At 72.3% G+C, this 24699-nt stretch carries 22 protein-coding genes; 11 read left to right on the forward strand and 11 right to left on the reverse strand.

What is annotated here, in order from left to right; genetic code table 11:
* Positions 1 to 3 precede the first annotated feature (3 nt).
* The 6 genes from BXA10_RS15595 to deoC all read right to left on the reverse strand — a co-directional run bounded on the left by BXA10_RS15595 (position 4) and on the right by deoC (position 6167).
* A complete protein-coding gene (locus BXA10_RS15595; protein WP_076471093.1) occupies positions 4 to 1251 on the reverse strand; it encodes a cytochrome ubiquinol oxidase subunit I in 1248 nt (415 codons plus the stop codon).
* Between the two features lie 124 nt (positions 1252 to 1375).
* Positions 1376 to 2281 carry a M56 family metallopeptidase gene (locus BXA10_RS15600; protein ID WP_076471094.1) on the reverse strand — a complete coding sequence of 302 codons (906 nt, stop codon included), beginning with the start codon at positions 2279 to 2281 and terminating at the stop codon, positions 1376 to 1378.
* A gap of 10 nt (positions 2282 to 2291) precedes the next feature.
* On the reverse strand, positions 2292 to 2783 hold the full coding sequence (locus tag BXA10_RS15605) for a BlaI/MecI/CopY family transcriptional regulator (RefSeq protein ID WP_076471095.1): 492 nt from the start codon (positions 2781 to 2783) through the stop codon (positions 2292 to 2294).
* A gap of 171 nt (positions 2784 to 2954) precedes the next feature.
* Entirely contained in the window at positions 2955 to 3779 is an 825-nt protein-coding gene (locus BXA10_RS15610; protein WP_076471096.1) for an aldehyde dehydrogenase family protein, read from the reverse strand.
* A complete protein-coding gene (locus BXA10_RS15615; protein WP_076471097.1) occupies positions 3772 to 5202 on the reverse strand; it encodes an aldehyde dehydrogenase family protein in 1431 nt (476 codons plus the stop codon). Before BXA10_RS15615 ends, BXA10_RS15610 begins: the two co-directional genes overlap by 8 nt.
* Positions 5203 to 5207: 5 nt before the next feature.
* Positions 5208 to 6167, reverse strand: a complete 960-nt coding sequence (deoC, locus tag BXA10_RS15620) for a deoxyribose-phosphate aldolase (protein ID WP_076471098.1) — start codon at positions 6165 to 6167, stop codon at positions 5208 to 5210.
* A gap of 143 nt (positions 6168 to 6310) precedes the next feature.
* Here deoC and upp point away from each other — a divergent pair, with 143 nt between their 5' ends.
* The 4 genes from upp (at position 6311) to BXA10_RS15640 (ending at position 9530) form a co-directional block, all read left to right on the forward strand.
* Positions 6311 to 6943, forward strand: coding sequence for a uracil phosphoribosyltransferase (gene upp, locus BXA10_RS15625; RefSeq protein WP_076471099.1), 633 nt, complete (start codon positions 6311 to 6313; stop codon positions 6941 to 6943).
* A gap of 227 nt (positions 6944 to 7170) precedes the next feature.
* Positions 7171 to 7701 (forward strand): RNA polymerase sigma factor, encoded by a 531-nt coding sequence (locus BXA10_RS15630; protein WP_076471100.1) that lies wholly within the window; start codon positions 7171 to 7173, stop codon positions 7699 to 7701.
* A gap of 10 nt (positions 7702 to 7711) precedes the next feature.
* Positions 7712 to 8752 (forward strand): CU044_5270 family protein, encoded by a 1041-nt coding sequence (locus BXA10_RS15635; RefSeq protein ID WP_076471101.1) that lies wholly within the window; start codon positions 7712 to 7714, stop codon positions 8750 to 8752.
* A 100-nt stretch (positions 8753 to 8852) separates the two neighbouring features.
* Positions 8853 to 9530 carry a GOLPH3/VPS74 family protein gene (locus tag BXA10_RS15640; RefSeq protein WP_076471102.1) on the forward strand — a complete coding sequence of 226 codons (678 nt, stop codon included), beginning with the start codon at positions 8853 to 8855 and terminating at the stop codon, positions 9528 to 9530.
* Between the two features lie 81 nt (positions 9531 to 9611).
* Here BXA10_RS15640 and BXA10_RS15645 read toward each other — a convergent pair whose 3' ends face one another.
* Together BXA10_RS15645 and BXA10_RS15650 are read right to left on the reverse strand one after the other, a co-directional pair.
* The gene (locus BXA10_RS15645; RefSeq protein ID WP_076471103.1) at positions 9612 to 11279 is read right to left on the reverse strand and encodes a phospho-sugar mutase; all 1668 of its coding nucleotides are present in this window, start codon (positions 11277 to 11279) and stop codon (positions 9612 to 9614) included.
* A gap of 161 nt (positions 11280 to 11440) precedes the next feature.
* Positions 11441 to 13495 (reverse strand): serine/threonine-protein kinase, encoded by a 2055-nt coding sequence (locus tag BXA10_RS15650; RefSeq protein ID WP_076471104.1) that lies wholly within the window; start codon positions 13493 to 13495, stop codon positions 11441 to 11443.
* Between the two features lie 216 nt (positions 13496 to 13711).
* On the opposite strand from BXA10_RS15650, the gene BXA10_RS15655 reads away from it, so the two are divergent.
* Complete coding sequence (locus BXA10_RS15655) at positions 13712 to 15295, forward strand: acyl-CoA mutase large subunit family protein (RefSeq protein ID WP_076471105.1); 1584 nt, start codon at positions 13712 to 13714, stop codon at positions 15293 to 15295.
* A gap of 627 nt (positions 15296 to 15922) precedes the next feature.
* Complete coding sequence (locus tag BXA10_RS15660) at positions 15923 to 17185, forward strand: amidohydrolase (protein WP_076471106.1); 1263 nt, start codon at positions 15923 to 15925, stop codon at positions 17183 to 17185.
* Here BXA10_RS15660 and BXA10_RS15665 read toward each other — a convergent pair.
* Complete coding sequence (locus BXA10_RS15665) at positions 17139 to 18155, reverse strand: DUF4349 domain-containing protein (RefSeq protein WP_076471107.1); 1017 nt, start codon at positions 18153 to 18155, stop codon at positions 17139 to 17141. The genes BXA10_RS15660 and BXA10_RS15665 overlap by 47 nt on opposite strands.
* A 112-nt stretch (positions 18156 to 18267) precedes the next feature.
* Between BXA10_RS15665 and BXA10_RS15670 the strand changes: the two genes are divergently transcribed.
* From BXA10_RS15670 to BXA10_RS15685, 4 genes are all read left to right on the forward strand, one after another.
* Positions 18268 to 18894, forward strand: coding sequence for an MBL fold metallo-hydrolase (locus BXA10_RS15670; RefSeq protein ID WP_076471108.1), 627 nt, complete (start codon positions 18268 to 18270; stop codon positions 18892 to 18894).
* 4 nt (positions 18895 to 18898) lie between these two features.
* Positions 18899 to 19864: a hypothetical protein gene (locus BXA10_RS15675; RefSeq protein WP_076471109.1), complete on the forward strand. Its 966-nt coding sequence runs from the start codon at positions 18899 to 18901 to the stop codon at positions 19862 to 19864.
* Between the two features lie 58 nt (positions 19865 to 19922).
* On the forward strand, positions 19923 to 20684 hold the full coding sequence (locus BXA10_RS15680; RefSeq protein WP_076471110.1) for an SCO6745 family protein: 762 nt from the start codon (positions 19923 to 19925) through the stop codon (positions 20682 to 20684).
* Positions 20685 to 20826: 142 nt separating this feature from the next.
* On the forward strand, positions 20827 to 21810 hold the full coding sequence (locus tag BXA10_RS15685; protein ID WP_076471111.1) for a GNAT family N-acetyltransferase: 984 nt from the start codon (positions 20827 to 20829) through the stop codon (positions 21808 to 21810).
* A 124-nt stretch (positions 21811 to 21934) separates the two neighbouring features.
* Here BXA10_RS15685 and BXA10_RS15690 read toward each other — a convergent pair whose 3' ends face one another.
* Entirely contained in the window at positions 21935 to 22390 is a 456-nt protein-coding gene (locus BXA10_RS15690) for a gamma-glutamylcyclotransferase (protein WP_076471112.1), read from the reverse strand.
* A 106-nt stretch (positions 22391 to 22496) separates the two neighbouring features.
* On the opposite strand from BXA10_RS15690, the gene BXA10_RS15695 reads away from it, so the two are divergent.
* Entirely contained in the window at positions 22497 to 23900 is a 1404-nt protein-coding gene (locus BXA10_RS15695; protein ID WP_076471113.1) for an NAD(P)H-quinone dehydrogenase, read from the forward strand.
* Here the strand turns inward: BXA10_RS15695 and BXA10_RS15700 are convergent.
* Complete coding sequence (locus BXA10_RS15700; RefSeq protein WP_076471114.1) at positions 23878 to 24633, reverse strand: DUF998 domain-containing protein; 756 nt, start codon at positions 24631 to 24633, stop codon at positions 23878 to 23880. The genes BXA10_RS15695 and BXA10_RS15700 overlap by 23 nt on opposite strands.
* Positions 24634 to 24699: the final 66 nt, after the last annotated feature.

The raw sequence follows: 24699 nt of genomic DNA on the forward strand, positions 1-24699 counted from the left end.
TCCTCACGTGAAGGCAGGCTCGGTACGGAGGTGGATCGATTGCCCCGGCGGGCGGCCGAGGGCCGGGTCCTGCGCTCCGCGAGCGGCGTGCCGGGCGATGAGCACCCAGTTGGTGACGGCGAGCGTGCCGAGCAGCAGGCTGAAACCGATCAGCGAGGTGAGCATGACCGGGGCGCCGACGGGTGAGACCGCCTGGTCGACGGGGAGCAGTCCGTACGCGACCCAGGGCTGGCGGCCGACCTCGCGCGCGATCCAGCCGAGGATCGTCGCGACGAACGGCAGCGGGAGGGCGAGCAGCAGCAGCCAGAGCGGGAAGCGCAGCCGGATGATCCAGTCACGCCAGAGCAGCGGCACCAGCAGCCAGAGCGCGCCGAGGGTGAGCCCGATCGTGATCATGAAGCCGAGCCCGGCGCTGGCCAGCGCCGGAGGCGTGTAGTCGCCGGGGCCGAAGCGGGCGGTCCACTCGCCGATCATGGCCTGGGCCTCGTCGCCGCCGCCGAACTTCGTGGGCTGCACGGCACCGACCGGACCGAACTGGGCGAAACCGAAGCCCTGCACCAGCGTGATCGACAGTGCTGCGGTGACCAGCCCGATCCGCAGCGCGGTGCGGTGCAGCGCGTGGTCGGGAGTGCGGCGGATCAGGTGCCCGGCGCTGACCGCCGCCATCAGCATCCCGCCGACCAGCAGTGCCGCCGAGACCACGTGCCCGAAGGCCATGGTGAGGGTGGGGTTGCCGAGCAGCGCCGGGAAGTCGGTGAGGTGCGCGACGCCGTCGCGGACCTCGTAGCCGACGGGGTTCTGCAACCAGGAGTTGGCCACCAGGATCCAGAACGCCGAGGCGTACGCGGTCAGCGCCACGCCCCAGAGCAGCGCGAGGTGTACGCCGCGCCGCAGCCGGTGCCATCCGAAGATCCACATGCCGAGGAACGTGGATTCGAGGAAGAAGGCGACGAGCGTTTCGATCGCCAGGGGAGCGCCGAAGACGTTGCCGACGTAGCGCGACAGCCCGCTCCAGTTCAGGCCGAACTGGAACTCCATGACGATGCCGGTGGCGATGCCGAGCACGTAGTTGATCACGTAGAGCTGGCCCCAGAACCGGGTGAGTCGCTCGTACTTCTGCTTGCCGGTGATCACCCATGCCGTCTGGAGGCCGACCAGCAGGGTGACCAGGCCGAGCGTGACGATCACGAAGAGGAAGTGGATCGAGGTCGTGGTGGCGAACTGCAGTCGGGCGAGGAGCAGGGTGTCCATCCGGCACTCCAACGAGTTGACTCGCTTTTCGTAGCGAGCCTACACGTAGTTTTACTACCTATAACTACTACGCCTTGTCGTAGTCAACTATACGACAGGGCGTAGTAGTGGTTGTGGAGGCAGATCAGCTCAGGAAGAGCGAGATGGGGAGCATGACCAACGTCGACGCGACGGCCAGCGCGGTGACCACGATCAGCCGGCGGGGCTCGTCCACGACCAGCAGCCGCTGCACCCGGACGTCAAGGTCACGATCGCCCAGGCCGAGCGCGCCGGCCGGGGTGATCCGGTGCCCGGCGGTCGCGAAGCGGCGCAGCGCGCCGGCCAGCGGAGCCTCGGCGTGCAGCTCACGGGCCTTGTCGTCGGCCCGCATCTCGACCAGCAGGGCGACCCGCTCGTGAGCTTGGCGCACCCACCGGAGCCAGGGCAGGGCCCGGCCGAGCGCGGTGAACGGCAGCAGCACCAGATCGTGCCGCTCCTGGGCGTGCGCCCGTTCGTGCGTGAGCACCGCGTCCAGTTCGGCGGGGTCCAGCAGGCTCAGCGTTCCCGCGCTCACCACCACCCGCGGCTTCACCCCCGGCAGGCAGTACGCCGCCGCGCTGGGGTGGTCGAGCACGAGTGCGCCGGGCACGGCCGGGTCGTCCCGGGCCACCAGGGCGAGCAGGTCCCGGTGCCGGCGTTGGGCGCGCAGGGCGGCGTGGGTGCTGCGTACGGTCGTGGTCAGCAGCACCGCGCCGATCCCGAAGCCGATGCCCACCCAGCTCAGGTGCAGCGCGTTGACCCCGGCGGGGAGCCGGTTGTGCAGCAGGTCGTCGAAGAGGGCGACCAGCCCGCTGCCGGGGGGAAGGTCGTAGGCGCTCACCCCGAGGGCGATCGGCAGACCCATCGCGGAGAGGCCGAGCGCCAGACCCACCGCCTGCCAGCAGACGATCGCCACCCGGGGGCTTTGCCACGGCCAGGTCGAGCGGGCCAGCACCTGGGCGGTCACCCAGCAGGCCAGGATCGTCAGGGAGAAGTGCAGGGCGTACGCCACGGCCGCCGCCCTACCTGTCCGCTGGCTCGTCAGCCGAGGTCGGGCGGTCGGCCCTCGTGCTGGTCGGCGCCTCGACCCGATCGGCCAACGCGCCGGCCCGCCCGGCCCCGCCTGTCGCGTGCTCGACCGGCGACACCCCCGTGGCCTCGGCGGAGAGAGCGGCGCGGAGCACTTCGGCCTCCGTGCCGGTCACCGAGCGGGCGAAGCGCACCAGCGCCGCGTCCCGGCTGCCGCCGAGGTCGAGCGCGTCGAGCATGAGCTGGGCGATGTGCGCCTCGCGGCTGGCCGCGGCCCGGTAGCGCCAGGCCCGCCCCTCCCGCTGGCGCTGCACCATGCCCTTGCCGGCCAGCCGGTCCAGCACCGTCATCACGGTGGTGTAGGCCAGCTCCCGGCCGGCCAGCGCGTCGGCGACCTCGCGCACGGTCACACCGTCGGACGTGCTCGGGACCGAGTCCCACAGCACGTCCATCACCGCACGTTCGAGATCACCGAGCCGAGTCACACCTGAATCCTACCCCCGGTAGTAGACCCCTCCCACGGCAGTCGCCCCTGAGCTGACCCCTCCCACGGACCGCGACCGGAACAGGTTTCCGGGGGAGCCCGCCCACGGAGGGATCAAGCCTGACCGCCCGGAGTGGGTGGGCTCCCCCGGAAACCCGGCGGTGACCCGCGATCACACCCCCTTCGGATGCCAGACCGTCTTCGTCTCCAGCAGCGTGGTCATCCGGGTCACTCCGGGGTCCGCGAACCAGTCGTGGTCGGCCGGCGCCGGCCTGAGCACCCGCTTCAGGTTCTCCGCGGCCTTGATCTCCAGCTCTGCCGCCAGCCCCGCGTCAGCCACGCCGGTCAGGTCGATGGCGTTGACGTCCATGTGCGCGGCGAGCGTCGGCACCGTCTCGCTGATCTTCCCGGTGAGGAGGTTGACCACCCCGCCGGGCAGATCCGAGGTGGCCAGCACCTCGGCCAGGGTGATCGCCGCCAGCGGCTCCGCGGGCGAGGCCGCCACCACGACGGTGTTGCCGGAGACGATGGCCGGGGCGATCACGCTGACCAGCCCGAGCAGCGCCGGCCGCTCCGGGGCGACCACGGCCACCACGCCCGTCGGCTCCGGCGCGGAGATGTTGAAGTAGGGGCCCGCGACGGGATTCGCCCCGCCGTACACCTGGGCGAGCTTGTCGGACCAGCCGGCGTACCAGACCCAGCGGTCGATCGCCGCGTCCACCTCCTCGCCCGGCACGCCCAGCGCCACGAACTGTTCCCGCCGGCCCTCCAGCATCTCGGCGACGCGGTAGAGGACCTGACCCCGGTTGTACGCGGTCGCGCCGGCCCACCCCTTCACGGCGGCGCGGGCGGCGACCACTGCGTCGCGCGCGTCCTTGCGGGAGGAGAGGGCGACGTTGGCGTCCTGCACGATGTACGACCGTCCCGACTCGCTGCGCGGGAACTTCCCGCCGATGTAGAGCTTGTACGTCTTGCGTACCGCGACCCGCTCAGACATTGAGGTACGCCTCCAGCCCGTGCCGGCCGCCCTCGCGACCGTAGCCCGACTCCTTGTAGCCGCCGAAGGGCGAGGTGGGGTCGAACTTGTTGAACGTGTTGGCCCAGACCACCCCGGCGCGCAACCGGTCGGCCATCCAGAGGATCCGGGAGCCCTTGTCGGTCCAGATTCCGGCCGACAGCCCGTACGGGGTGTTGTTCGCCTTCTCCACCGCCTCGGCCGGGGTACGGAAGGTCAGCACGGACAGCACCGGTCCGAAGATCTCCTCGCGGGCGATCCGGTGCGCCTGGGTGACCCCGGTGAAGATGGTCGGGGCGAACCAGAAGCCCCGGTCCGGCAGCTCGCACGGGGGCGACCAGCGCTCGGTGCCCTCGGCCGCGCCCGCGTCCGAGAGTTCCTTGATCCGGGCCAGCTGCGCCGCGGAGTTGATCGCACCGATGTCGGTGTTCTTGTCCAACGGGTCGCCGAGGCGCAGCTGGGCCATCCGCCGCTTCAGCGACTCCAGCACCCGGTCGGCGACCGACTCCTGGACGAGCAGGCGGGAGCCGGCGCAGCAGACGTGCCCCTGGTTGAAGAAGATGCCGTTGACGATGCCCTCGACGGCCTGGTCGATCGGCGCGTCGTCGAAGACGATGTTGGCGGCCTTGCCGCCCAGTTCCAGGGTGAGCTTCTTGCGGCTGCCGGCGACCGACCGGGCGATCGCCCGGCCGACCTCGGTCGAGCCGGTGAAGGCGACCTTGTCCACGCCCGGGTGCTCGACCAGCGCCCGGCCCGTCTCGCCGGCGCCGGTGACGATGTTGACCACGCCCGGCGGGAGGTCGGCCTGCTGGCAGATCTCGGCGAAGAGCAGCGCGGTGAGCGGCGTCGTCTCCGCCGGCTTCAGCACCACCGTGTTGCCGGCGGCCAGCGCCGGGGCGATCTTCCAGGCCAGCATCAACAGCGGGAAGTTCCACGGGATGACCTGCGCGGCCACGCCGAGGGGTTGCGGGTCCGGACCGAAGCCCGCGTAGGGCAGCTTGTCGGCCCAGCCGGCGTAGTAGAAGAAGTGCGCGGCGACCAACGGCAGGTCGACGTCGCGGGACTCCTTGATCGGCTTGCCGTTGTCCAGCGACTCCAGGACGGCCAGCTCGCGGGAGCGCTCCTGGATGATCCGGGCGATCCGGAACAGGTACTTGGCCCGGTCCTGGCCCGGCATCGGGCCCCACACCTTCTCGTACGCCGTCCGGGCCGCCCGGACCGCGCGGTCGACGTCGCCGGAGCCGGCCTCGGCGATCTCGGCGAGCACCTCCTCGGTGGCCGGGTTGATCGACTTGAAGCTGCCGCCGTCGGACGGGTCGACGAACTTGCCGTCGATGAAGAGTCCGTACGCGGGCTTGATGTCCACCACCGAGCGGGACTCGGGGGCGGGGGCGTATTCGAACATCGCGCTCAGTCCAGGGTGAAGTAGTCGGGACCGGCGTAGACACCGGTCGTCAGCTTGGTGCGCTGCATCAGCAGGTCGTTCAGGAGACTGGACGCGCCGAACCGGAACCAGTCCGGGTCGAGCCAGTCCGGGCCGACGGTCTCGTTCACCATCACCAGGTACTTGATCGCGTCCTTGGTGGTGCGGATCCCGCCGGCGGGCTTCACACCCACCTGCCGCCCGGTGGCGGCGCGGAAGTCGCGTACCGCCTCCAGCATCACCAGGGTCACCGGCGGGGTGGCGGCCACCGGAACCTTGCCGGTGGAGGTCTTGATGAAGTCGCCGCCCGCCAGCATGGCCAGCCAGGAGGCGCGTCGCACGTTGTCGTACGTCGCCAGCTCGCCGGTCTCCAGGATCACCTTGAGGTGGGCGTCCCCGCAGGCCTCCTTGGTGGCGACGATCTCGTCGTACACCTCCTTGTAGCGGCCGGCCAGGAACGCGCTCCGGTTGATCACCATGTCGATCTCGTCGGCGCCGGCCTCGACGGCGGCCCGGGTGTCGGCGAGCTTGACGTCGAGGGGCGCCTGGCCGGACGGGAAGGCGGTCGCGACGCTGGCCAGGTGCACCTTGCTGCCCTTCAGCACCTCGGCGACGTACGGGACCATCGCCGGGTAGACGCAGACCGCGCCCACGTGCGGGCAGGACGGGTCGGCCGGATCGGGGCGCAACGCCTTGGCGGCCAGCGCCCGCACCTTGCCCGGGGTGTCCGCGCCCTCCAGGGTCGTGAGGTCGACCATCCGGATCGCCAGGTCGATCGCCTGGGCCTTGGCGGTGGTCTTGATGGAGCGGGTGCCGAGTTGTGCCGCCCGCTGCTCCGCGCCGACCTGGTCCACGCCGGGCAGGCCGTGCAGGAAGGTCCGCAGAGCGGTCTCGGATCGTCCCAGCTCGGAGAGGTCCGACCGGGCCGACGTCGCTGTCGCCGTCATGCCAGGAAGTCTACGCATCCATCGACACGGTGATCTTGGTCACGTTCGACGGTGCCGGCGAGCGCTCGCTGCGGGTGAGCGGCGTCGCCCCGCTCGCCCGCACCCGCACGCCAGGGCCCGGCCGTTCGGTAGGTTGAGCGATCGTGGATGTACACGTCATTGACCACCCGCTGGCGCAGTCCCGGCTGACCGCCATGCGGGACGAGCGCACCGACTCCGCCTCCTTCCGGGCGGCGCTGCACGAACTCACCACCATGCTGGTGTACGAGGCGGCGCGCTCCTTCCCGGTCGAGCGGTACGACATCCGGACGCCGGTGACCGGCACCGAGGGAACCCGGCTGGCGAACCCGCCGCTGCTGGTGCCGGTGCTGCGGGCCGGCCTAGGCATGGCCGACGCCGCGCTGGGCCTGCTGCCCGAGTCCTCGATGGGCTTCGTCGGGCTGGCCCGGGACGAGAAGACGTTCGAGCCGCGCGCGTACATGGAGTCGCTGCCCCGCGACCTGACCGGCCTGCCGGTGCTGGTGCTGGATCCCATGCTCGCGACCGGCGGGTCGCTGGAGCACTGCTGCCGCCTGCTGGCCGACCGCGGCTGCACCGACATCACCGTGCTCTGCGTGCTCGCCGCGCCGGCCGGCATCGAACGGCTGCAACGCTCCGGTCTGCCGATGCGACTGGTCACCGCCTCGATCGACGAGGGTCTCAACGACCGCAAGTTCATCATTCCGGGCCTCGGCGACGCCGGCGACCGCCAGTTCGGCGGCATGCCCCGCTTCTGACCCGCTCCGCCCCACTCGTTCACGGAAAGAGGGCTCATTCCTCGCAGAATGGGCCCTCTTTCCGTGAACGAGCGCTTACCCGTCGAGGCGGGTGGCCACCGGTCGACAGGCCGTCCCGCCCCGGCCGGTGACTTTCCGCCTGGTCGCCGGTAACGATCCGCCCCGCAACCGACACATACCTGGTGTCCGTGTCAGGTACTGCGGTCAGGAGATCGATATTGAAACCGGTGAGCGAGCGGGGCGAGGACTGGTTCACCAAGCTCTACGCCGCGCGCTACCCGGACATCGTCAGATATGGCATGCGTCGGCTTCCCGATGCCGACTCGGCGGCCGAACTCGCCCAGGACGTGTTCGTCGTCGTCTGGCGGCGGCGCGGCGAGGTGCCTGAGCGCGCCCTTCCGTGGCTCTACGCCGTCGCGCGTCACGTCGTGGCGAACCGGTGGCGGTCCCGGCGCGGCGGTCCGAGCCTGCTCACGCTCGCCGAGGCGGACCACGTGCCGGCACGAATCGTCGAGCCCGACGCCGTCGCGCCGGTGCTCGACCTGCACCGGGCGCTGCGCAGGCTGCCCGAATTCGACCAGGAGATCCTCCGGCTGGTCGGCTGGGAGGACCTGAGCGTCGCCGATGCCGCCGTCGCCCTGGGGTGCACCCGGTCCGCGGCCGCCGTGCGGCTCCATCGGGCCCGGCGCCGACTGCGCTCCGCCCTCACCACCCCCGCCCCCGCTCGAGGCGTCAGGCCGGCGTCCACCCATGTCTGAGAGGAGCAGCATGCACACCAAGCAGCAGGTCCGAGAGCTCATGGGCCCGGCCGACCCGGCGCGTGACGCCGTCGTACCCCCGTCACCCCTGACCGCCCACGACCTGATCCTCCGGGCAGAGGACGCGACGGCCACGCCGGGTGGGCCGGCGCGGCGGGCCGCGTCCCGGCGCAACGTGCTTGTCGGCGCGGCCGCCGCGTTGACCGTGCTCGGGCCCGCCGGGGTGGCACAGGTGCTCCGGAACGGAGCGTCCACCGGAACCGCGCCCGCGCACCCGGTCACCGGGACCGTGCTCGAGCCGGTGGCCTACGAGGTCCCTGCGGGCGAACCGGCCGGGCCGTATCTACGGGCGCTCGCCGCCCGCCTCGTGGACGCCCCGCAAGACGCGAGCGGCGGCCGTTACTCGTACTGGCACACCAAGTCCTGGGGCGGCTCGGCGACGATGTCGCCCGAGGGCCACATGATGAGCGACGTGCGGGAGAGGCGTGAATTTGTGGCAGACGACGGCCGCCGGTGGCAGGAAGACAAGCCCCTGGGCGTCGAGTTCCCCGACACGGCGTCCCGGGAATACTGGTCCACGCGCCTGCGGTCGCCCAGTGCCGACCCCTCGGCCACCCGGCCGCCACAAGGGATCCGTGAGATCCCGCCGGACCCGGTGGACCGGCGGTTGCCGGCCGACCGGGCGGAACTCGCCCGCTGGCTCCGGACCGACCGGCCGGCGGGCGAACTGGTCATGCGCACGTACCAGCTCTACAGCAGCTACCTCGTGCCACGGCGGACTCGGGCCGACCTCCTCACCATACTGGCGGAGAAGCCCGGCTTCGTGTGGCATGGGAAGGTCGTCGACCGGGCCGGCCGCCGGGGCGTCGCCGTCACCGCCGACCTCGTCCCGCCGCCGGGAGAGCGCCTGCAGCGGGCGCAGATGTTGCTGGTCTTCGACCCGTCGACCGGCGAACTGCTCGCCTACGAATACCTGGAGACGGCACCGAACCGGCGCGTGCTGCACTACCTGCTCATGCTCGAGGCCCGTCGCACCGACACGGTGAACTGACCGCTCAGCCTGCGGCGATGACGAGGCGCCCGGGCGCGGCGGCGTCTCGTCATCGCGCAGTGGGTGCGTGGGGTGCGTGGACCGGATAGCGTCTGCGGCCATGACTGGTGTTGCGCTCGCCGAAGAGTTGCTCCTCCTCGCGTACGACGACGAGACGGGCAAGGCGACCATGCCGCGGATCAGCCTCGACCTGGGGATGGCCGCGGCGGTGCTGATCGAGTTGGCTCTCGCGGGCCGGATCGCGTTCACCGACGGGAACCTGACCGCGGTCGATCCGACGCCCACCGGGGAGCCGGTCGCCGACGATGTGCTCGTCCGGATCGCCGGGGACAGCCCGCACACCCCGTCCTCCTGGGTGCAGCGGCTCCGGCACGGCTTGCGCGACCGGATCCTGGGTGACCTGTGCAGCCAGGGTGTGGTCCGGGACGTGGACGAGACCGAGCTGGGCTTCATCCACGTACACCGCTACCCGGTGGTCGACGCCTCCGTCGAAGCCGACACCCGACGCCGGCTGGCCGACGCGCTCACCAGCGGCCTGGCCCCCGACGAGCGGACCGCCGCGCTGGCCACGCTGGTCGCCGTGCTGCGCATGGAGTCCGCGCTCGGGCTGAGCGACGGAGCCGCCGAGAGCGCCCGGCACCGGCTGGCGGAGATCGCCAGCGGCGCCGGCTTCTCCGGCGAGGTCAGCCTGGACGACTCCGTGGTCCGCCCCTCGGTGGGTCTGGTGGTAGCCGCGCTGGCCCAAGCGGTGGACGCCGCCCTCGGCCCCCGCCGCTGAACCCGGTTGATCAAGAGCTTCGCGTCAGGTTCTCCGCGTTTCCTGACGCAAAGCTCTTGATCAACACGTGCCAGGGTGGGGTCAGAGGTTGAGGGCGGTGGCGATCTCGGTGCGGAGGCGGGTGACCGCCTGCTGCGCGCGCTCGCGGGCCGTGGCGACGTCGCCGCCCGTGACCGGCTCCACCACCTCCAGGTACGCCTTCAGCTTCGGCTCGGTGCCGGACGGACGGATCACCACCCGGGCGGTGGCCGTACGCAGGATCACGACGTCCGCCTCGGGGAGCAGGTCCTCGGTCGTGTCGACCGGGTGCCCGAGCAGGGTGGTCGGCGTCGCCGCCCGGATCCGGGCCATCGCGTCGGCGATCTGCCGCAGGTCGTCCACCCGCACCGAGAGCTGGTCGGTGTGGTGCACGCCGAACTCGGCGGCCAGCTCGTCGAGCCGGTCGGTGAGGGTGCGCCCCTGCGCCTTCAGCCCGGCGGCCAGTTCGGCGACGGTCAGCGCGGCGCTGATCCCGTCCTTGTCACGGACCAGGTCGGGCGCGACGCAGTAGCCGAGCGCCTCCTCGTACCCGAAGACCAGCGGCACCGATCCGCCACCGGCGCGGACGATCCACTTGAACCCGGTCAGCGTCTCGTCGTACGGCAACCCCCGCGCGGCGCACATCGCCCGCAGCAGTGACGATGACACGATCGTGGTGGCGTAGAGCCCGGTCACCCCGCGACGCATGAGGTGGTCGGCGAGCAGCACGCCCACCTCGTCACCGCGGAGCATCCGCCAGCCGGATCCGCCGTCGCGTACCGCCACCGCGCAGCGGTCCGCGTCCGGGTCGTTGGCGATGGCGATGTCCGCGCCGGTCGCTTCGGCGAGCGCCACCAGCAGGTCCACCGCGCCCGGCTCCTCCGGGTTGGGGAAGGAGACGGTGGGGAAGGCCGGGTCCGGCTCGGCCTGCTCGGGCACGATGCCCGGCACCGGGAAGCCGGCCCGGGCGAAGGCCGCGGTCAGGACGGCCCCGCCCACCCCGTGCAGCGGGGTGTACGCCACGGAGAGCTCCCGGGACCCGTCCGGCGCGATCACCGAGGCGACCTGTTGCACGTAGGACGCCACCAGGTCGTCGCCGAGCACCTGGCCTGCCGGGCCGAGCGGCACCTCGGTCAGCGGACCGACGGCCCGGATGGCGGCCTCGATCCCGGCGTCGGCCGGGGGCACGATCTGGGCGCCGGCGCCCAGCGTCCCGCCCAACTGGGCGCCCAGGTACACCTTGTAGCCGTTGTCCTGGGGCGGATTGTGGCTGGCGGTGACCATCACCCCGGCCACCGCGTCGAGCCGGCGCACCGCGTACGCGAGCACGGGCGTCGGCAGCGGGCGGGGCAGCAGCAGCGCCGGACGTCCCGCCCCGGTGGCGACCTGGGCGGTGCGCTCGGCGAATTCGCGGGAACCGTGCCGGGCGTCGTACCCGATCACCAGCGGACCGGTGCCGCCCTGGGCGGCGAGCCAGCCGACCAGCCCGGCGGCCGCCTGGGTGACCACCGCCAGGTTCATGCCGTTCGGGCCGGCGCGCAGCGGCCCGCGCAGGCCGGCGGTGCCGAAGGTCAGTGGACCGGCGAACCGGTCGGCGAGGTCCGGGGCGCTCGTCGGCAGCCGGTCGAGGACCGCCTGGAGCTCGGCGCGGCTGGCCGGGTCCGGATCGTCGTCGAGCCAGCGCCGGGCTTGCTCGCGAATGTCGTCGATGTCAGTGGTGTCCGCCGGCATGCCTCTTGATAGCACGCCGGCGGAGCACCGCTGACAGTTCCCTCCGGCTCAGCGGGTCACGCCACTCCGAGCCCGAGCCCGGCCCGAGCCCGGCTCAGCGGGTCCCGCCACTCAGGCCCGAGCCCGGCCCGAGCCCGGCCCGAGCCGGGCCCGACCTCGGCTCAGCTGGCGTCGGTGAGCTTGAAGGTCTGCACCATCTCGTCGAAGATCGGCTTGCTCTCGGCGAACCGGCCGTCGTTGGAGGTCAGGTAGAACGAGTAGACCTTGCCGTCGCTGACCACGCCGCGCCACACACCGTGCCGCATGGTGTCGCCCTCGCCGCAGGTGTACTCGAACTCGGCGGCCGGCTTGCCCGCGAGCTCCTTCTCCGCCATCTCGAGCTGGCTGTACGGCTTGGGGCAGCTCTTCGCCTTCTTGAGCCCGTTCGCGGCGATCTCGGCCCAGCGCATCGAGCTGTCGCCGCTGAACTTCTCGGTGAGGACGCGGACCTTGCGGCCGCTGTCCTCCGGGTCGATGTAGTCGATGTAGACGCCGCCGGTCGCCTTCTTCCAACCCTTCGGCACCATCACCTGGATGCCCCGCGCGGCGTGCTCCTGCATCTCGACGCCCGGCCCGGCGGGCGCGGTGGCGGTCGGCTGGGCCTGCGGGGCGGGCGGAGTCTCGTCGTCGCCGCCGGTGACGGCGACGACCACCGCGATCAGCAGCACCACGGCGAGGCCGCCCGCCGCGGCCAGCTGGATGTTGCGCGGCCACCCCTTGACCGTGCGGACCAGCTCGCCGTTCATCCGGCGGACCCGGTCGACCAGGCTGCCGCCCTGGCGGGGTGCGGTGTCGGACGAGGTCCACGGCTGCCCGGTGCCCGGCACCGACCACTGGCCGCCGCCGTAGGTGCCGCCCATCCGCTGGGTGGCCTCGGGTGCGGCGGCGTACGGGACCGCCTGGGTGGCGTCCGGCCGGACGCCCCAGGTCACCGGCTGGGTCGTGTCGCGGTGGGCGTCCACCCGCTGGGTGGCGTCCGCACCGCCGTAGGTGCGACCGGCGCTGGGCAGGCCCGGACCCGGCATCGCCCCGGTGGGCGTGTGCAGCGGGCCGGCCAGCGCGTCGGCGCTGGTCTCGTCGAGGGCTCCCGTGCCTGCGGCGGCGGTCGGCTGCGGCTGTTCGCCGCGGTGCAACGCGGCCAGCCGGTCGGTCAGCGACTCGCCCGGCGCGAGCATGGCCCGACCACCGATCTGGCCCGACGGCTTCGGCTCGGGCTGGACCACCGGCGGGGGAGTGACCGGCCGCTGCAGCGGCACCACCGAGTACGGGTCGGTCATCGAGTGCACGGCGGCGGCGTTGTTGCTCAGTGCGCCGGCCAGCAGTTCGCGGAGCATGGCCCGGGCGCCGTGCACGTCCATCCGGCGGGCCGGGTCCTTCTCCAGCAGACCCATCAGCACAGCGGTCATCGGGCCGCTGCGCTGTGGCGGGGCGGGCGGGTCCTCGACCACCGCGTGCATGGTCTCGATGGGGTCGCCCCTGTCGAACGGCGGGCGCCCCTCGACGGCCGTGTAGAGCGTCACGCCGAGCGAGAAGAGGTCGCTGGGCGGGCCGAACTCCTGGCCCATGGCCCGCTCGGGGGAGATGAAGTGCGGCGAGCCGAGCACCATGCCGGGCGTGGTGAGCTGCACGTCGGTTGGCATCCGGGCCACACCGAAGTCGGTGAGCACGCAGCGCCCGTCGGTGCAGATCAGCACGTTGGCCGGCTTGACGTCGCGGTGCAGCACGCCGATCGCGTGCGCCACCTCCAGCGCGCCGAGCAGCGCAATCCCGATCTTGGCGACGACGCGCGGCGCGACCGGCCCGTCCTCGATCACCATGTCGGCGAGGCTGCGGGCGTCCAGTAGCTCCATCACGATCCACGGGCGGCCACTCTCGGTGACCACGTCGTAGACCTGAACAACTGCGGGGTGTTGGATCGCGGCGGCCGCGCGGGCCTCGCGGAGTGTGCGTTCGTACATGGCGTCGCGGTCACTGGGGGCCAACCCCGGGGGGAGGACGACCTCCTTCACCGCCACGTCCCGGCGCAGCAGGGTGTCTGTCGCGCGCCAGACCGTTCCCATGCCGCCGTTGCCCACCGCGGAGCGCAGTTCGTAGCGACCACCGATGGTGGTGCCGGGTGCCGCGCGTCCGCTGGGGGGACTGACAGGTCCGCCGCTCCAGGTCGGGATTTGAGTCACAGAAAAGCCACCGGGGGATATCGAGGGGGCTGGGACACAACCTCCCTATCTTGCTTGTTCCGACGCCCGATGCGAAAGCCGACGCTCGGACGTTTATCGAAGTCAACGGTGTGTAGGCGGCCGCTCACCTGTGGTCCATCTTCGGGGACTCAGTGTGCGGAACCCCTCACCCAACCCCTCACCCCCGGCCGTCCCCGGTCGTCCTACCATCCGGGGATGAACCAACGGCGGTCAAGCGAATCCGGTTTTCCGATCAAGGGCGTCTACGGGTCCGACGACCTTCCGGAGGACCTGGACTCCCGGCTCGGTGCACCGGGCGAGTTCCCGTACACGCGCGGGGTCTACCCGACCATGTACACGTCCCGCCCGTGGACCATGCGCCAGTACGCCGGCTTCGGCACCGCCGCCGAGTCCAACGCCCGCTACCACCAGCTGTTGCGGGCCGGCACGATGGGCCTCTCCGTCGCCTTCGACCTGCCGACCCAGATGGGGTACGACTCCGACGACCCGATCGCGCACGGCGAGGTCGGCAAGGTCGGGGTGGCGATCGACTCCATCGAGGACATGCGGACGCTCTTCGACGGCATCCCGCTGGACCAGGTGTCGACCTCGATGACCATCAACGCGCCCGGCTCGGTGCTGCTCCTGCTCTACCAGCTGGTCGCCGAGGAGAACGGCGTACCCGGGTCCGCGTTGAACGGGACCATCCAGAACGACATCCTCAAGGAGTACATCGCCCGGGGGACGTACATCTTCCCGCCGAAGCCCTCACTGCGCCTGGTGGCCGACACGTTCGGCTACTGCCGCAAGGAGGTGCCGAAGTGGAACACCATCTCCATCTCCGGCTACCACATGGCCGAGGCCGGAGCGAGCCCCGCGCAGGAGATCGCGTTCACCCTGGCCAACGGCGTCGAGTACGTCCGCGCCGCGGTCGCGGCCGGGCTGGCGGTCGACGATTTCGCTCCCCGGCTGTCGTTCTTCTTCGTGGCTCGTACGACGCTGCTGGAGGAGGTCGCGAAGTTTCGCGCCGCCCGGCGGATCTGGGCCCGGCTGATGCGCGACGAGTTCGGGGCGAAGAACCCGAAGTCGATGATGCTGCGCTTCCACACCCAGACCGCGGGCGTGCAACTCACCGCCCAGCAGCCCGAGGTCAACCTGGTCCGGGTCGCGGTGCAGGGGTTGGCCGCGGTGCTCGGCGGCACCCAGTCGCTGCACACCAACAGCTTCGACGAGGCCATCGCGCTGCCCACGGAGAAGGCCGCCCGGCTCGCACTGCGCACCCAGCAGGTGCTGGCGTACGAGACGGACCTGACGGCCACTGTCGATCCGTTCGCCGGCTCGTACGTCGTCGAGGCGATGACCGCGGAGGTGGAGGCGGCGGCGACCGAGCTGATGGGCCGGGTCTTCGAGTACGGCTCGGCCGTGGACGCGATCGAGGCCGGGTTCCAGAAGCGGGAGATCGAGCAGTCCGCGTACCGGATCGCGCAGGAGATCGACTCAGCTGAGCGGGTGGTGGTCGGCCTCAACCGGTTCGCCATCGACGAGGAGGAGCCGTACGAGCCGCTGCGGGTCGACCCGGCGATCGAGGCGGCGCAGGCGGGGCGCCTGGCCGAGCTGCGGCGTACGCGCGACGCGGCCGAGGTTGAGCGGACCCTCGCCGAGCTGCGCTCGGCGGCCGCCGGCTCCGACAACGTGCTCTACCCGATGAAGGAGGCGCTGCGCGCCCGAGCCACCGTTGGCGAGGTCTGCGGGACGCTGCGCGAGGTGTGGGGCCAGTACCGGCCCACCGACCGCTTCTGACCGGCCCCACCGACCGCCGCCCGGCACCTGCGCCACGCCGGGCGGCTGTCGCGTTTTAGCTGGTCAGCCACTCGATCGCGGGGTTCTTGGGGCGCTACAGTCGAGGTGGGTTCACCCCTCGCCCCGCCCCCGGCGCATACGCGCGACGTCGCCGTACCGCTGCGGGTCGCCCCCGGGGCGCCGCTGCCCCGACCCGGCACGGCGTGTGCTCGTGGGGTTTGCGGGTACCTCGGCCGGGTGAACGGAACGGACACCCTGTGCGCCCCAGTCGCACGGGCACATGTGAGCGTCTGTCCGGCTCGTTGCGGAGAGTGGTCGCCTAGTTGGCGGAGTGTATGTTCATCAAGCTGACTAATGCGACAATTCAGAACTAAGGGCCCGGGTAGCCGCGCTCGAATTCGTGACCGCCGAATCGGTTACGCGTTGTAGGAGGTGATGCGGCAGATGGCGGCGTCCGAACGCGATCTACCTGCTGTGCCGCTGACTTCTGAGCGCTCTCAGCAGGGCTTTCGTGACGCTGCGCGCTCCGACCACTACCGGAACGAGGTTGCGCAGCGTCACCGGCGGAGGTCTAGGCTGTCTGCTGTTCATGATGATCCATCCATCTCTACTGAACGAGAATTCGACGTGACGAGTGCGTTGACGCTGCCCACTGGCAGCCAGCTGGCGTCGTCCTGGCCGGAGACGCCATCCGGGTCCCTACCTCTGCCGTTCGAGCTGGACGATCTCCTCCACCTTCGGATGCCCAGCCTCATCGGCACCCGCCGTCACATTCACGCCCACCCGGAGCTCTCCGGTCAGGAGTTCGACACCGCGGCGCTGATCGCCCGGGAGCTCACCCTGGCCGGCCTCAACCCGCGACTGCTGCCCAAGGGCAACGGCGTGCTCTGCGACATCGACGGCCGCCCCGACGGGCCGGTGATCGCCCTGCGTGCCGACATCGACGCGCTGCCGCTGACCGACGTCAAGGACGTGCCGTACCGCTCCACCGTGGATGGCGTCTGCCACGCGTGCGGGCACGACGTGCACACGACGATCATGCTCGGCGTCGGGATGCTGCTGGGCCAGCTCGCCGAGCGTGGCGAGCTGAACGGCCGGGTCCGGCTGATCTTCCAGCCGGCCGAGGAGATCCTGCCCTGCGGCTCGCTGGAGGTCATCGAGGCCGGCGGCCTGGACGACGTGGTGCAGATCTTCGCCCTGCACTGCGACCCCAACCTGCCGGTCGGCCAGATCGGCCTGCGGGTCGGCCCGATCACCGCCGCCGCGGACAACGTGACAGTCCGGCTCACCGGGCCCGGCGGGCACACCGCCCGTCCGCACCTGACCGTCGACCTGGTGGACGCGCTCGGCCGGATCATCACCGAGGTGCCCGCCCTGGTCAGCCGCCGGGTGCCGGCCAACAGCGGGCTGCTGTTGGTCTTCGGCCACGCCTCGGCCGGCACCCGCTACAACGTCATCCCCTCCGAGGCGTGCGCGGCCGGCACCCTGCGGGTGATGGACCGCGACACCTGGGAACTCGCGCCGAAGATCGTCGGTCAGGTCGTCCGGGACGTGGTCGCCCCCACCGGCGCCACGGTCGACCTGGAGTACCTGCGCGGTCGTCCGCCGGTCAGCAACGACGCCAAGGCGATCCAGGTCCTCACCGCGGCCACCACGGCCGCGCTCGGGCCCGAGGGCGTCGCGGAGACCCCGCAGAGCATGGGCGGCGAGGACTTCTCCTGGTACCTGGAGTACGTCCCCGGTGCGCTCGCCCGGCTCGGCGTCGGCCGGTCGGGACCCAACGTCGACCTGCACCGCGCCTCGTTCGACGTGGACGAGCGGGCGATCCCCGCCGGCGTACGCGTCATGGTGCAGACCGCGTTGCGGGCACTGGAGGCTGCGGCCCACTGACCTGCGGTGGCTGCGGCCCACTGACCTGCGGTGGCTGCGGCCCGCCGACCGGCGGAGGTGGCGGCGCGCCGACCGGTGCCGCCGGCGGGTTCCGCCGCCGCCGTCGGCGCAGCAGCACGAGCAGCGCCGCCAGCGGTACGCCGAGCACCACCAGCCACGGCAACAGCGCGCCGAGCACGGTCAGCAGGAGGGTCATCGAGGACAGGAAGACCTTCCAGCCACCGCGCAGCCCGGTCATGAAGCCGAGGTCGGTCGACTCGTCCGCCGTGCTCACGTCCCGCCCGAGCAGCGTGAGCGTGATCGTGGACAGTGCGGTCAGGTCGGCCAGCCGGCGCTTCTTCGCCTCCAGCGAGGCCAGGTCCGCCTCCCGCTTGGCCAGCTCGCCCTCCAGCGACACCAGGTCGCTGATGGTGGTCGCCCGGGCCAGCAGCTTCCGGCCGCTGTCCACCCGGGCGCGTTGAGTGGCGATCCGCGCGTCCAGGTCCACGGTCTCCTCTGTGACGTCCTCGGTACGGATCTCCCGCCGCTCCTGCCGGCCCAGCTTGGCGAGTTCGTCGACGATCCCGGTGAAACGCGCCGCCGGCACCCGCAGACTCAACTCGGCCCGCGCGTCGGCGTCGACGCTGCTCCGCTGGTCGCCGCCGACGAAGCCGCCCGCCGCGGTGACCGCCGCGACGGCGTCACGTGCCGCCTTGTCCACATCGTCCACCCGTACCAGCATCGTTCCGGTGTAGATGATCGAGCGCTGGTCCACCCGCAGGTCCGGGGCGCCCGCGCCGGCGGGGCCGGGTGCGCCGGCCTCCCCGGGTACGCCCGCACGGGCCGGGGGCGGCGCCGCCCCCGCGTCCGCCGCACCGGCAGCCGAGCCGGCCTCATCGGTTCCGTCGGCGGCGCTGCACCCGCCGGCTGCCAGGCTCGCCACCAGCACCGCCACCAGGACCCCCCGACGCCGTCTGCTCCGTACGTCCATCTCCGCTCCCCTCCGCTCGCCCGATGGGCGATACCTCGGACGTGGCGCGCCAGCACGCCGGTTCCGGCAGACTGCGCTGAGGACATCACGATTCGATAATCGAGGAGTCACGATGCAGCTCACCAAGTACGCCCACTCCTGCCTCCGGGTGGAGCACGACGGGGGAGTGCTCGTCATCGACCCCGGTGTGTTCAGCGACCCCGTGGCGCTGGACGGGGCGGACGCGGTGCTGATCACCCACGAACATCCGGACCACCTGAACGTCGAGGCGGTCACCCGCCAGCTCGACCGGCGTCCCGCCCCGGTGTACGGGCCGGCTTCGCTCTCCGCGGCCCTCGGCGACGCGGCCGAGGCGCTGCGGGCGGTCCAGCCGGGCGAGTCGTTCACGGCCGCCGGGGTGGCCGTCCGCGCGTACGGCGGTCAGCATGCCGTGATCCACCCGGACATCCCGGTGGTGGAGAACGTGGGCTACCTGATCAACGACGTGGTCTACCACCCGGGGGACGCACTGGTGGTGCCGGACCTCCCGGTCGACACCCTCTTCGCGCCGATCCACGCCGCCTGGTCGAAGTTCTCCGAGGTGGTGGACTTCATCCGGGCGGTCGCGCCGCGCCGGGTGTACGCACTGCACGACGCGCTGCTCAACGACAACGGGTACGGCCTGCTCGACCGCCAGTACGCGGCGCTGTCGCAGACGGACTACCGGCGGCTGGAACCCGGTACCCGGCTGGACGCCTGAGGCGATGCCCGGCCCCTCGCCCGAGCTGGTCCAGCAGCTCTACAGCACGCCTCCCGACCGGTTCGTGGCCGCCCGGGACGCGGCCGTCGCGCAGGCGCGCAAGGCGGGTGACCCGGGGACCGCCCGTCAGATCGCCCGCCTGCGCCGTCCCACCGTGGCCGCCTGGCTGGTGAACCTGCTCGCCATCCGCCGCCCCGAGCTGGTCGCCGACCTGGTGCAGCTCGCCGAGGCGATGCGCTCGGCCCAGCGGGAACTGCGCGGTCCGCGGCTGCGGGAACTCTCCGCGCAGCGGCGCACGGTGGTCGGAGCGCTCCTCGCCGAGGTTCGCAAGCTGGCCGCGGAGGAGGCCGGCGCCCCGCCGGCCGGGAAGCTGCCGCTGACCGAGGTGGAGGCGACCTTGACCGCGGCGCTCTCCGACAGCGAGGTGGCCGAGCAGGTACGCGCCGGACGGCTGCTCCGGGCGGCCAGCTACGCCGGCTTCGGTGAAGTGCCCCGCCCGCAACTGCGCCTGGTCACCGGCGGTGAGGACGAGGAGGAGGAGGAACGGCGGCGACGGGAGGCCGGTCGAGCCCCCGCCCAACGCGCGCCCGGCGGACGGGAGGCCGAGCGGGCCGCGGAACGGGCCGAGCGTAAGGCGCGGGCCGAGCGGGCACGGCAGCGCCGGGCGTTGGAACGCGAGCTGGCGAAGGCGCGCGCCGACCAGGACCGGGCCGAGTCGGAGCTGGCGGACGCGACCGAGGTCGAACACGACGGCGCGGCGGCGCTCGACGAGATCGAGACCGAGCTGGCCGAACTGGAACGGCGGCGGGCGGTCGCCGAGCAGGAGCTGAGCCGGGCCAAGCTGGCCCGCCGCGCAGCGGAGCGGGCGCTGACCGCGGCCCGGCGGCGCGCCGGCGAGGTAGAGGCGGCCGTGGAGGCACTGGACGCCGAGGACGGGGATTCCAGCACGGGCAGCGACGAGGCAGACTGACGTCGATGGACTTTCGTGTGGTGCGGGCGGGACGCTCCGGCGCGCGTGGGCGGGCCCGATGACCCCGGAGCAGATCGCCGCGGCCAGCAAGCCCCTGGTGCTGGAACTGGGCGACGCCTTCGGCCGCTGCCCGGTGACGTTGCGTCGGGCCCGGCTGCTCGGCATCTCCGGCTGGGCCTTCTACGTCGCGGGTCGAGCCGGCGCCCTCGGTGACGTACGGGCCGAGACGGTGGCCGCCACCCTCGGCTTCCTCGCGCCGGACGCGGTGGCGGACGGCTGGGACGGGGCGGCGCGCACGGTCCGGCCGTCCGAGGTGGCCGCCGCGATGCTCGCCGAGTGCTGCCGGTGGGGTTCGCAGCACCTGGACGACCTACCCCGGGTCGACCGGCTCGTCGGGCTGCTCGAACGGGCGGTCCACGCCGCGGACGGCAGCGGCATGCCGCTCTTCGCCGCCTGGCGGGCGATACCAGTGCCGCACCGCGCCGCCGGGGCCCGCGCCGCGGCGGCGTTACGTCTGCTCCGGGAGTACTTCACGGGTGCGTACCTGCTCGCCGTCCGGGCCGGGGGGATGACCCCGCTCGAGGCGGTGCTCAGCGGGCCGGAGGGGGAGGCGGGCGCGATGGCGTGCGGCTGGCCGCCGCCGTACCCGGCTGTGGGTCCGCTGGTCCGGCGGCGGCTCTGGGCCGAGGCGGTGACCCACCGGCTGGCCGCGCCGGCGTTCGCCGCGCTCGGGCCGGTCGACGGCACCGAGCTGGTGGAGCTGCTGGCCGCCACCCGCGCGCACCTCGGCGCGGTGGCCCGCGCGCATCCTGCGGCCTGAGCGCTACCGGGGGTGGGACGGCGATCTCGCGTCTCGACGCGCACCCGCCCGGCCCGCGCCTCGGCGTCGGGCGAGAAGCAGCGCGACGTTCGAGGTCGTAAATGGGCGGCGTGGGCGAACCGGCTCTGCCAGGATCGGCGGCGTGACCCTTCCCGCTGGTTGGAGCGCGCGCCGGCCCACCCTCGACGACGTGCCCGCGATCCTCGCGGTGGTGCACGCCGCGGACACCTTCGCCGTCGGCTACCCGGACTTCGACGCCGCCGACGTCGAGGCTGCGCTGAGCGGCCCGTACGTCGACCCGTCCCGCGACTCCTGGCTGGCGCTCGACCCGGACGGCCACGTGGTCGGCTGGACGAGCATCGACAACCCGACCGGCACCGGCCGGGAGTTCGTGGACGTCTACGTCGACCCGGAGCGGGGCAGGCAGCTACGCGGGTCGCTGCTGGCCCGCCAGCTCGACCGGGTCGCGGAGCGCGCCGCCGAACGGTCATTGCCGGCGCTCACCGTGCGGTGTGCGGCCTTCGAGCCGGAGCGGGACTGGGCGCGGGTCCTGCGCGACACCGGTTTCACCCTGGCGAAACGTTACGTCCGCATGCACCGCTCGCTGGCCGACCTGCCCGCTGAGCCGCCCTCGCCGCCCGGTGTGGCGGTCCGCCCGGTCGATCCCGACGACGAACTGGACCTGCGCGAGTTCCACCGGATCTTCGACACCGCCTTCCGGGACACGCCCGACTACGAGCCGCTCGGGTACGCCGAGTGGCGCAAGAAGGTCACCCAGCACGGCACCAGCTGGGACGAGTGGTTCGTCGCGGAGGTCGACGGGGTGGCGGTCGGCGCGCTGCAATCCTCCGACCAGGCGCTCGACCAGGACGAGGGTTTCGTGCGGAGCCTCTCCGTGCTGCCCGGATTCCGGCGGCGGGGGGTGGGGGCCGCGCTGCTGCGCCGGGCGTTCAGCCGGTACGCCGAGAAGGGGCGCGCCTCCGCCGGTCTGGGCGTGGACCTGACCAACCCGACCACGCCGCTGTCCCTCTACCGCTCCGTGGGCCTGCGGGAGACCCGCTGGACCGACATGTACGAGCTGGTCGTGCCGGCCGCGTCGACGAGCGCGGCGTCGAAGGTCGGTTGACGTCCCGCCGGACGACTTCCGTCCGGCACCGGTTCCGCTCGAATGTGTGATCGGCGACCCCTCCGCGCAGCCCGGACGGTGGAGCGTACGGGCGCGGTAGCAGACTGGTGGGGTGCGACCTACGTTACGCCGAGGCGGTGCCGGTGGGGCGGGAGCGCAGCTCGGAGACGTAGTCGTCCGGCGCCCCGGCCTTCTCCGCAGCGGTCGCGATCTCCGACAGGTACCACGAGGTCGGCAGTCCGCCCTCGTAGCCGTCGAAGACGTAGATCCACGCGGTCACGTCGCCGTCGAGCGTCGAGACGCGGACGTGCAGCTTGCGGTACGTGCCGGAGGTCACACCCTCGATCTCGTCGAGCTGGGCGGCGTCGTACGGGTGGATGTCGTAGAGCGCCACGAAGACCCGGTCGCCGGGGGATTCGACGAGGGTGCTCACCGCGCCTTCCCAGCCGATGACGTCCTCGCCGGCGAAGGTCAGCCGCCAGCCTTCCAGCCAGCCGGTGCCCACCATGGGCGAATGCGGGCAGTAGGCGCGCATCCGACCGGGGTCGAGGTTTGAGCCGTAGGCGGCGTGAAGACGCACGGCGATGACGATAGCCCGGCGGACGGGTGGGGGAGAATACGACGGTGCGTGTCGGACGCGTTCAGGAGAAGAAAGTCACTGTGAGCATCGACGAGGGGCGAGTGCGGTGAGCCGGATCGTGATCATCGGGGGCGGGCCGGCCGGCTACGAGGCGGCGCTGGTCGCCGCACAGCTGGACGCCGACGTCACCGTGGTGGAGGCCGAGGGCGCCGGCGGGGCCTGTGTGCTGTCCGACTGCGTACCGTCGAAGACCTTCATCGCGAGTTCCGAGGTGGTGACCGGCTACCGGGACACCGAGGAGTTCGGGGTGCACTCGGACGGGCTGGAGGCGGTCACCGTCGACGCGACGGCAGTGCACCAGCGGGTGAAGCGGCTCGCGCTCGCCCAGTCGGCCGACGTTCACGCCAAGCTGCTCAAGGCCGGCGTCACCTTCGTGGCCGGCACCGCCCGCCTGGGGGAGGACATGCTCGGTCACACGCACCGCGTGGTGGTCAGCCCCGCCGACGGCGCCGCCGACTACACGATCGACGCCACCACGGTCCTGATCGCGACCGGCGCCACCCCGCGCCAACTGCCGACGGCCCTCCCGGACGGCGAGCGGATCCTCACCTGGCGGCAGGTGTACGACCTGCCCGAGCTGCCCGAGCACCTGATCGTGGTCGGCTCCGGTGTGACCGGCGCCGAGTTCGCCAGCGCGTACCTCGGGATGGGCGTCGAGGTCACCCTGGTGTCCAGCCGGGACCGGGTCATGCCGCAGGAGGACGCCGACGCGGCGCAGGCGATCGAGCGGGTCTTCCGCGCCCGGGGCATGAGCATCCTGAACAACTCCCGCGCCGACGCGGTCCGTCGCACCGACACCGGCGTCGAGGTCGAGCTCTCCGACGGTCGCAAGGTGTACGGCTCGCACGCGCTGATCACGGTCGGCTCGATCCCCAACACCGCCGACCTCGGCCTCGCCGAGTACGGCGTCGAGCTGGGCCGGGGCGGCTACGTGAGAGTCGACCGGGTGTCCCGGACCAACGTGCCCGGCATCTACGCCGCCGGCGACTGCACCGGCGTGCTCGCGCTGGCCAGCGTCGCGGCCATGCAGGGCCGGATCGCGATGTGGCACGCGCTCGGCGAGGCGGTCCGCCCGCTGCGGCTGCGGACCGTCGCCGCGAACGCCTTCACCTCGCCCGAGCTGGCCACCGTGGGCGTCTCGCAGAACGAGGTGGACGCCGGCACGGTCCCGGCCCGGCAGGTGATGCTGCCGCTGGCGGGCAACGCCCGGGCCAAGATGGACGACCTGGCGGACGGCTTCGTGAAGCTCTTCTGCCGACCGGCCAGCGGGCAGGTGATCGGCGGTGTGGTGGTGGCGCCCAAGGCGAGCGAGCTGATCCTGCCGATCACCATGGCGGTGGAGAACAACCTCACCGTCAACGAGCTGGCCCAGACGATCACCATCTACCCGAGCCTCTCCGGATCGATCACCGAGTCGGCCCGCCAGCTCATGCTCCACGAACTGGAGTGACTGCCGCTTCTGCCGGCCGTACCCCGGCCGGCGTACGCGGCCGTGCGGTCGTGGCCCTCCGCCGAGGCGCCACGACCGCCTGATCTCCGCCGTCCGGCGAGCCCGTGACCACCAGGGCGAAGATGGTGAGCACGGCGACCTCGGCCAGGATCAGCAGGCGCTCCACCAGCCCGATGAGCACGCGGTCACCCGGGAACGCCGACCAGACCATGGCCACGGCGAGGACCGCGCTGGCGATCACGAACCGGCGCGTCCAGCGGGCCGCAGTCGCGGGCAGTCGGTTCGCCAGCAGCCATCCGCCCGCCGGCAACGCCAGGAAGGCGACCACCGAGGCGTACCGGTGCACGTAGGCGGCGGCACCCATCGGCGTACCGGGATCGTTCGTCGGTACGACCGCGGCCAGCAGCAGGCCGGCCGCCCAGGCGGCCATCAGACCCTCCGCCCACCCGATCCGCCGCCGGCGGAGGGCTCGGCGGGTCCGGGCAGCCTGGTGGCCGTCGGTCGTCGCGGCAGGGGTGCGGCGCAGCGCGGGCAGGAGCACCGCGGTGGCCGCCGCCAGCAGCACCATCGCGGTGTCGATGACGCCGCCCCGGTCGGAGACGGCGAAGTCGCTGACGGTCAATGACCAGGGGGACAGGTCCTCGTTCACCTCAAGATGTCCGATTACGGCGAGCAGCGCCGCCAGTGCGATACCGCCGAGAGCCAGCAGGCCCGATCTCCGCGTTCCAGGCATGCCTCAGCCTGTCGCCGGCACCACCCGAAACGGATCGGGGCGTGCCACCGAATTCGATCCCCGGGA

The sequence above is a fragment of the Micromonospora avicenniae genome (assembly GCF_900156065.1).
Taxonomy (GTDB): Bacteria; Actinomycetota; Actinomycetes; order Mycobacteriales; family Micromonosporaceae; genus Micromonospora; species Micromonospora avicenniae.

Bases quoted from the DNA above. Each gene is read 5' to 3' on its own strand.
- BXA10_RS15595 (WP_076471093.1), bottom strand. From the start codon at position 1,251: ATGGACACCCTGCTCCTCGCCCGACTGCAGTTCGCCACCACGACCTCG.
- BXA10_RS15610 (WP_076471096.1), bottom strand. From the start codon at position 3,779: ATGTCTGAGCGGGTCGCGGTACGCAAGACGTACAAGCTCTACATCGGC.
- BXA10_RS15615 (WP_076471097.1), bottom strand. From the start codon at position 5,202: ATGTTCGAATACGCCCCCGCCCCCGAGTCCCGCTCGGTGGTGGACATC.
- deoC (WP_076471098.1), bottom strand. From the start codon at position 6,167: ATGACGGCGACAGCGACGTCGGCCCGGTCGGACCTCTCCGAGCTGGGA.
- BXA10_RS15635 (WP_076471101.1), top strand. From the start codon at position 7,712: ATGCACACCAAGCAGCAGGTCCGAGAGCTCATGGGCCCGGCCGACCCG.
- BXA10_RS15640 (WP_076471102.1), top strand. From the start codon at position 8,853: ATGACTGGTGTTGCGCTCGCCGAAGAGTTGCTCCTCCTCGCGTACGAC.
- BXA10_RS15645 (WP_076471103.1), bottom strand. From the start codon at position 11,279: ATGCCGGCGGACACCACTGACATCGACGACATTCGCGAGCAAGCCCGG.
- BXA10_RS15655 (WP_076471105.1), top strand. From the start codon at position 13,712: ATGAACCAACGGCGGTCAAGCGAATCCGGTTTTCCGATCAAGGGCGTC.
- BXA10_RS15665 (WP_076471107.1), bottom strand. From the start codon at position 18,155: ATGGACGTACGGAGCAGACGGCGTCGGGGGGTCCTGGTGGCGGTGCTG.
- BXA10_RS15670 (WP_076471108.1), top strand. From the start codon at position 18,268: ATGCAGCTCACCAAGTACGCCCACTCCTGCCTCCGGGTGGAGCACGAC.
- BXA10_RS15675 (WP_076471109.1), top strand. From the start codon at position 18,899: ATGCCCGGCCCCTCGCCCGAGCTGGTCCAGCAGCTCTACAGCACGCCT.
- BXA10_RS15680 (WP_076471110.1), top strand. From the start codon at position 19,923: ATGACCCCGGAGCAGATCGCCGCGGCCAGCAAGCCCCTGGTGCTGGAA.
- BXA10_RS15700 (WP_076471114.1), bottom strand. From the start codon at position 24,633: ATGCCTGGAACGCGGAGATCGGGCCTGCTGGCTCTCGGCGGTATCGCA.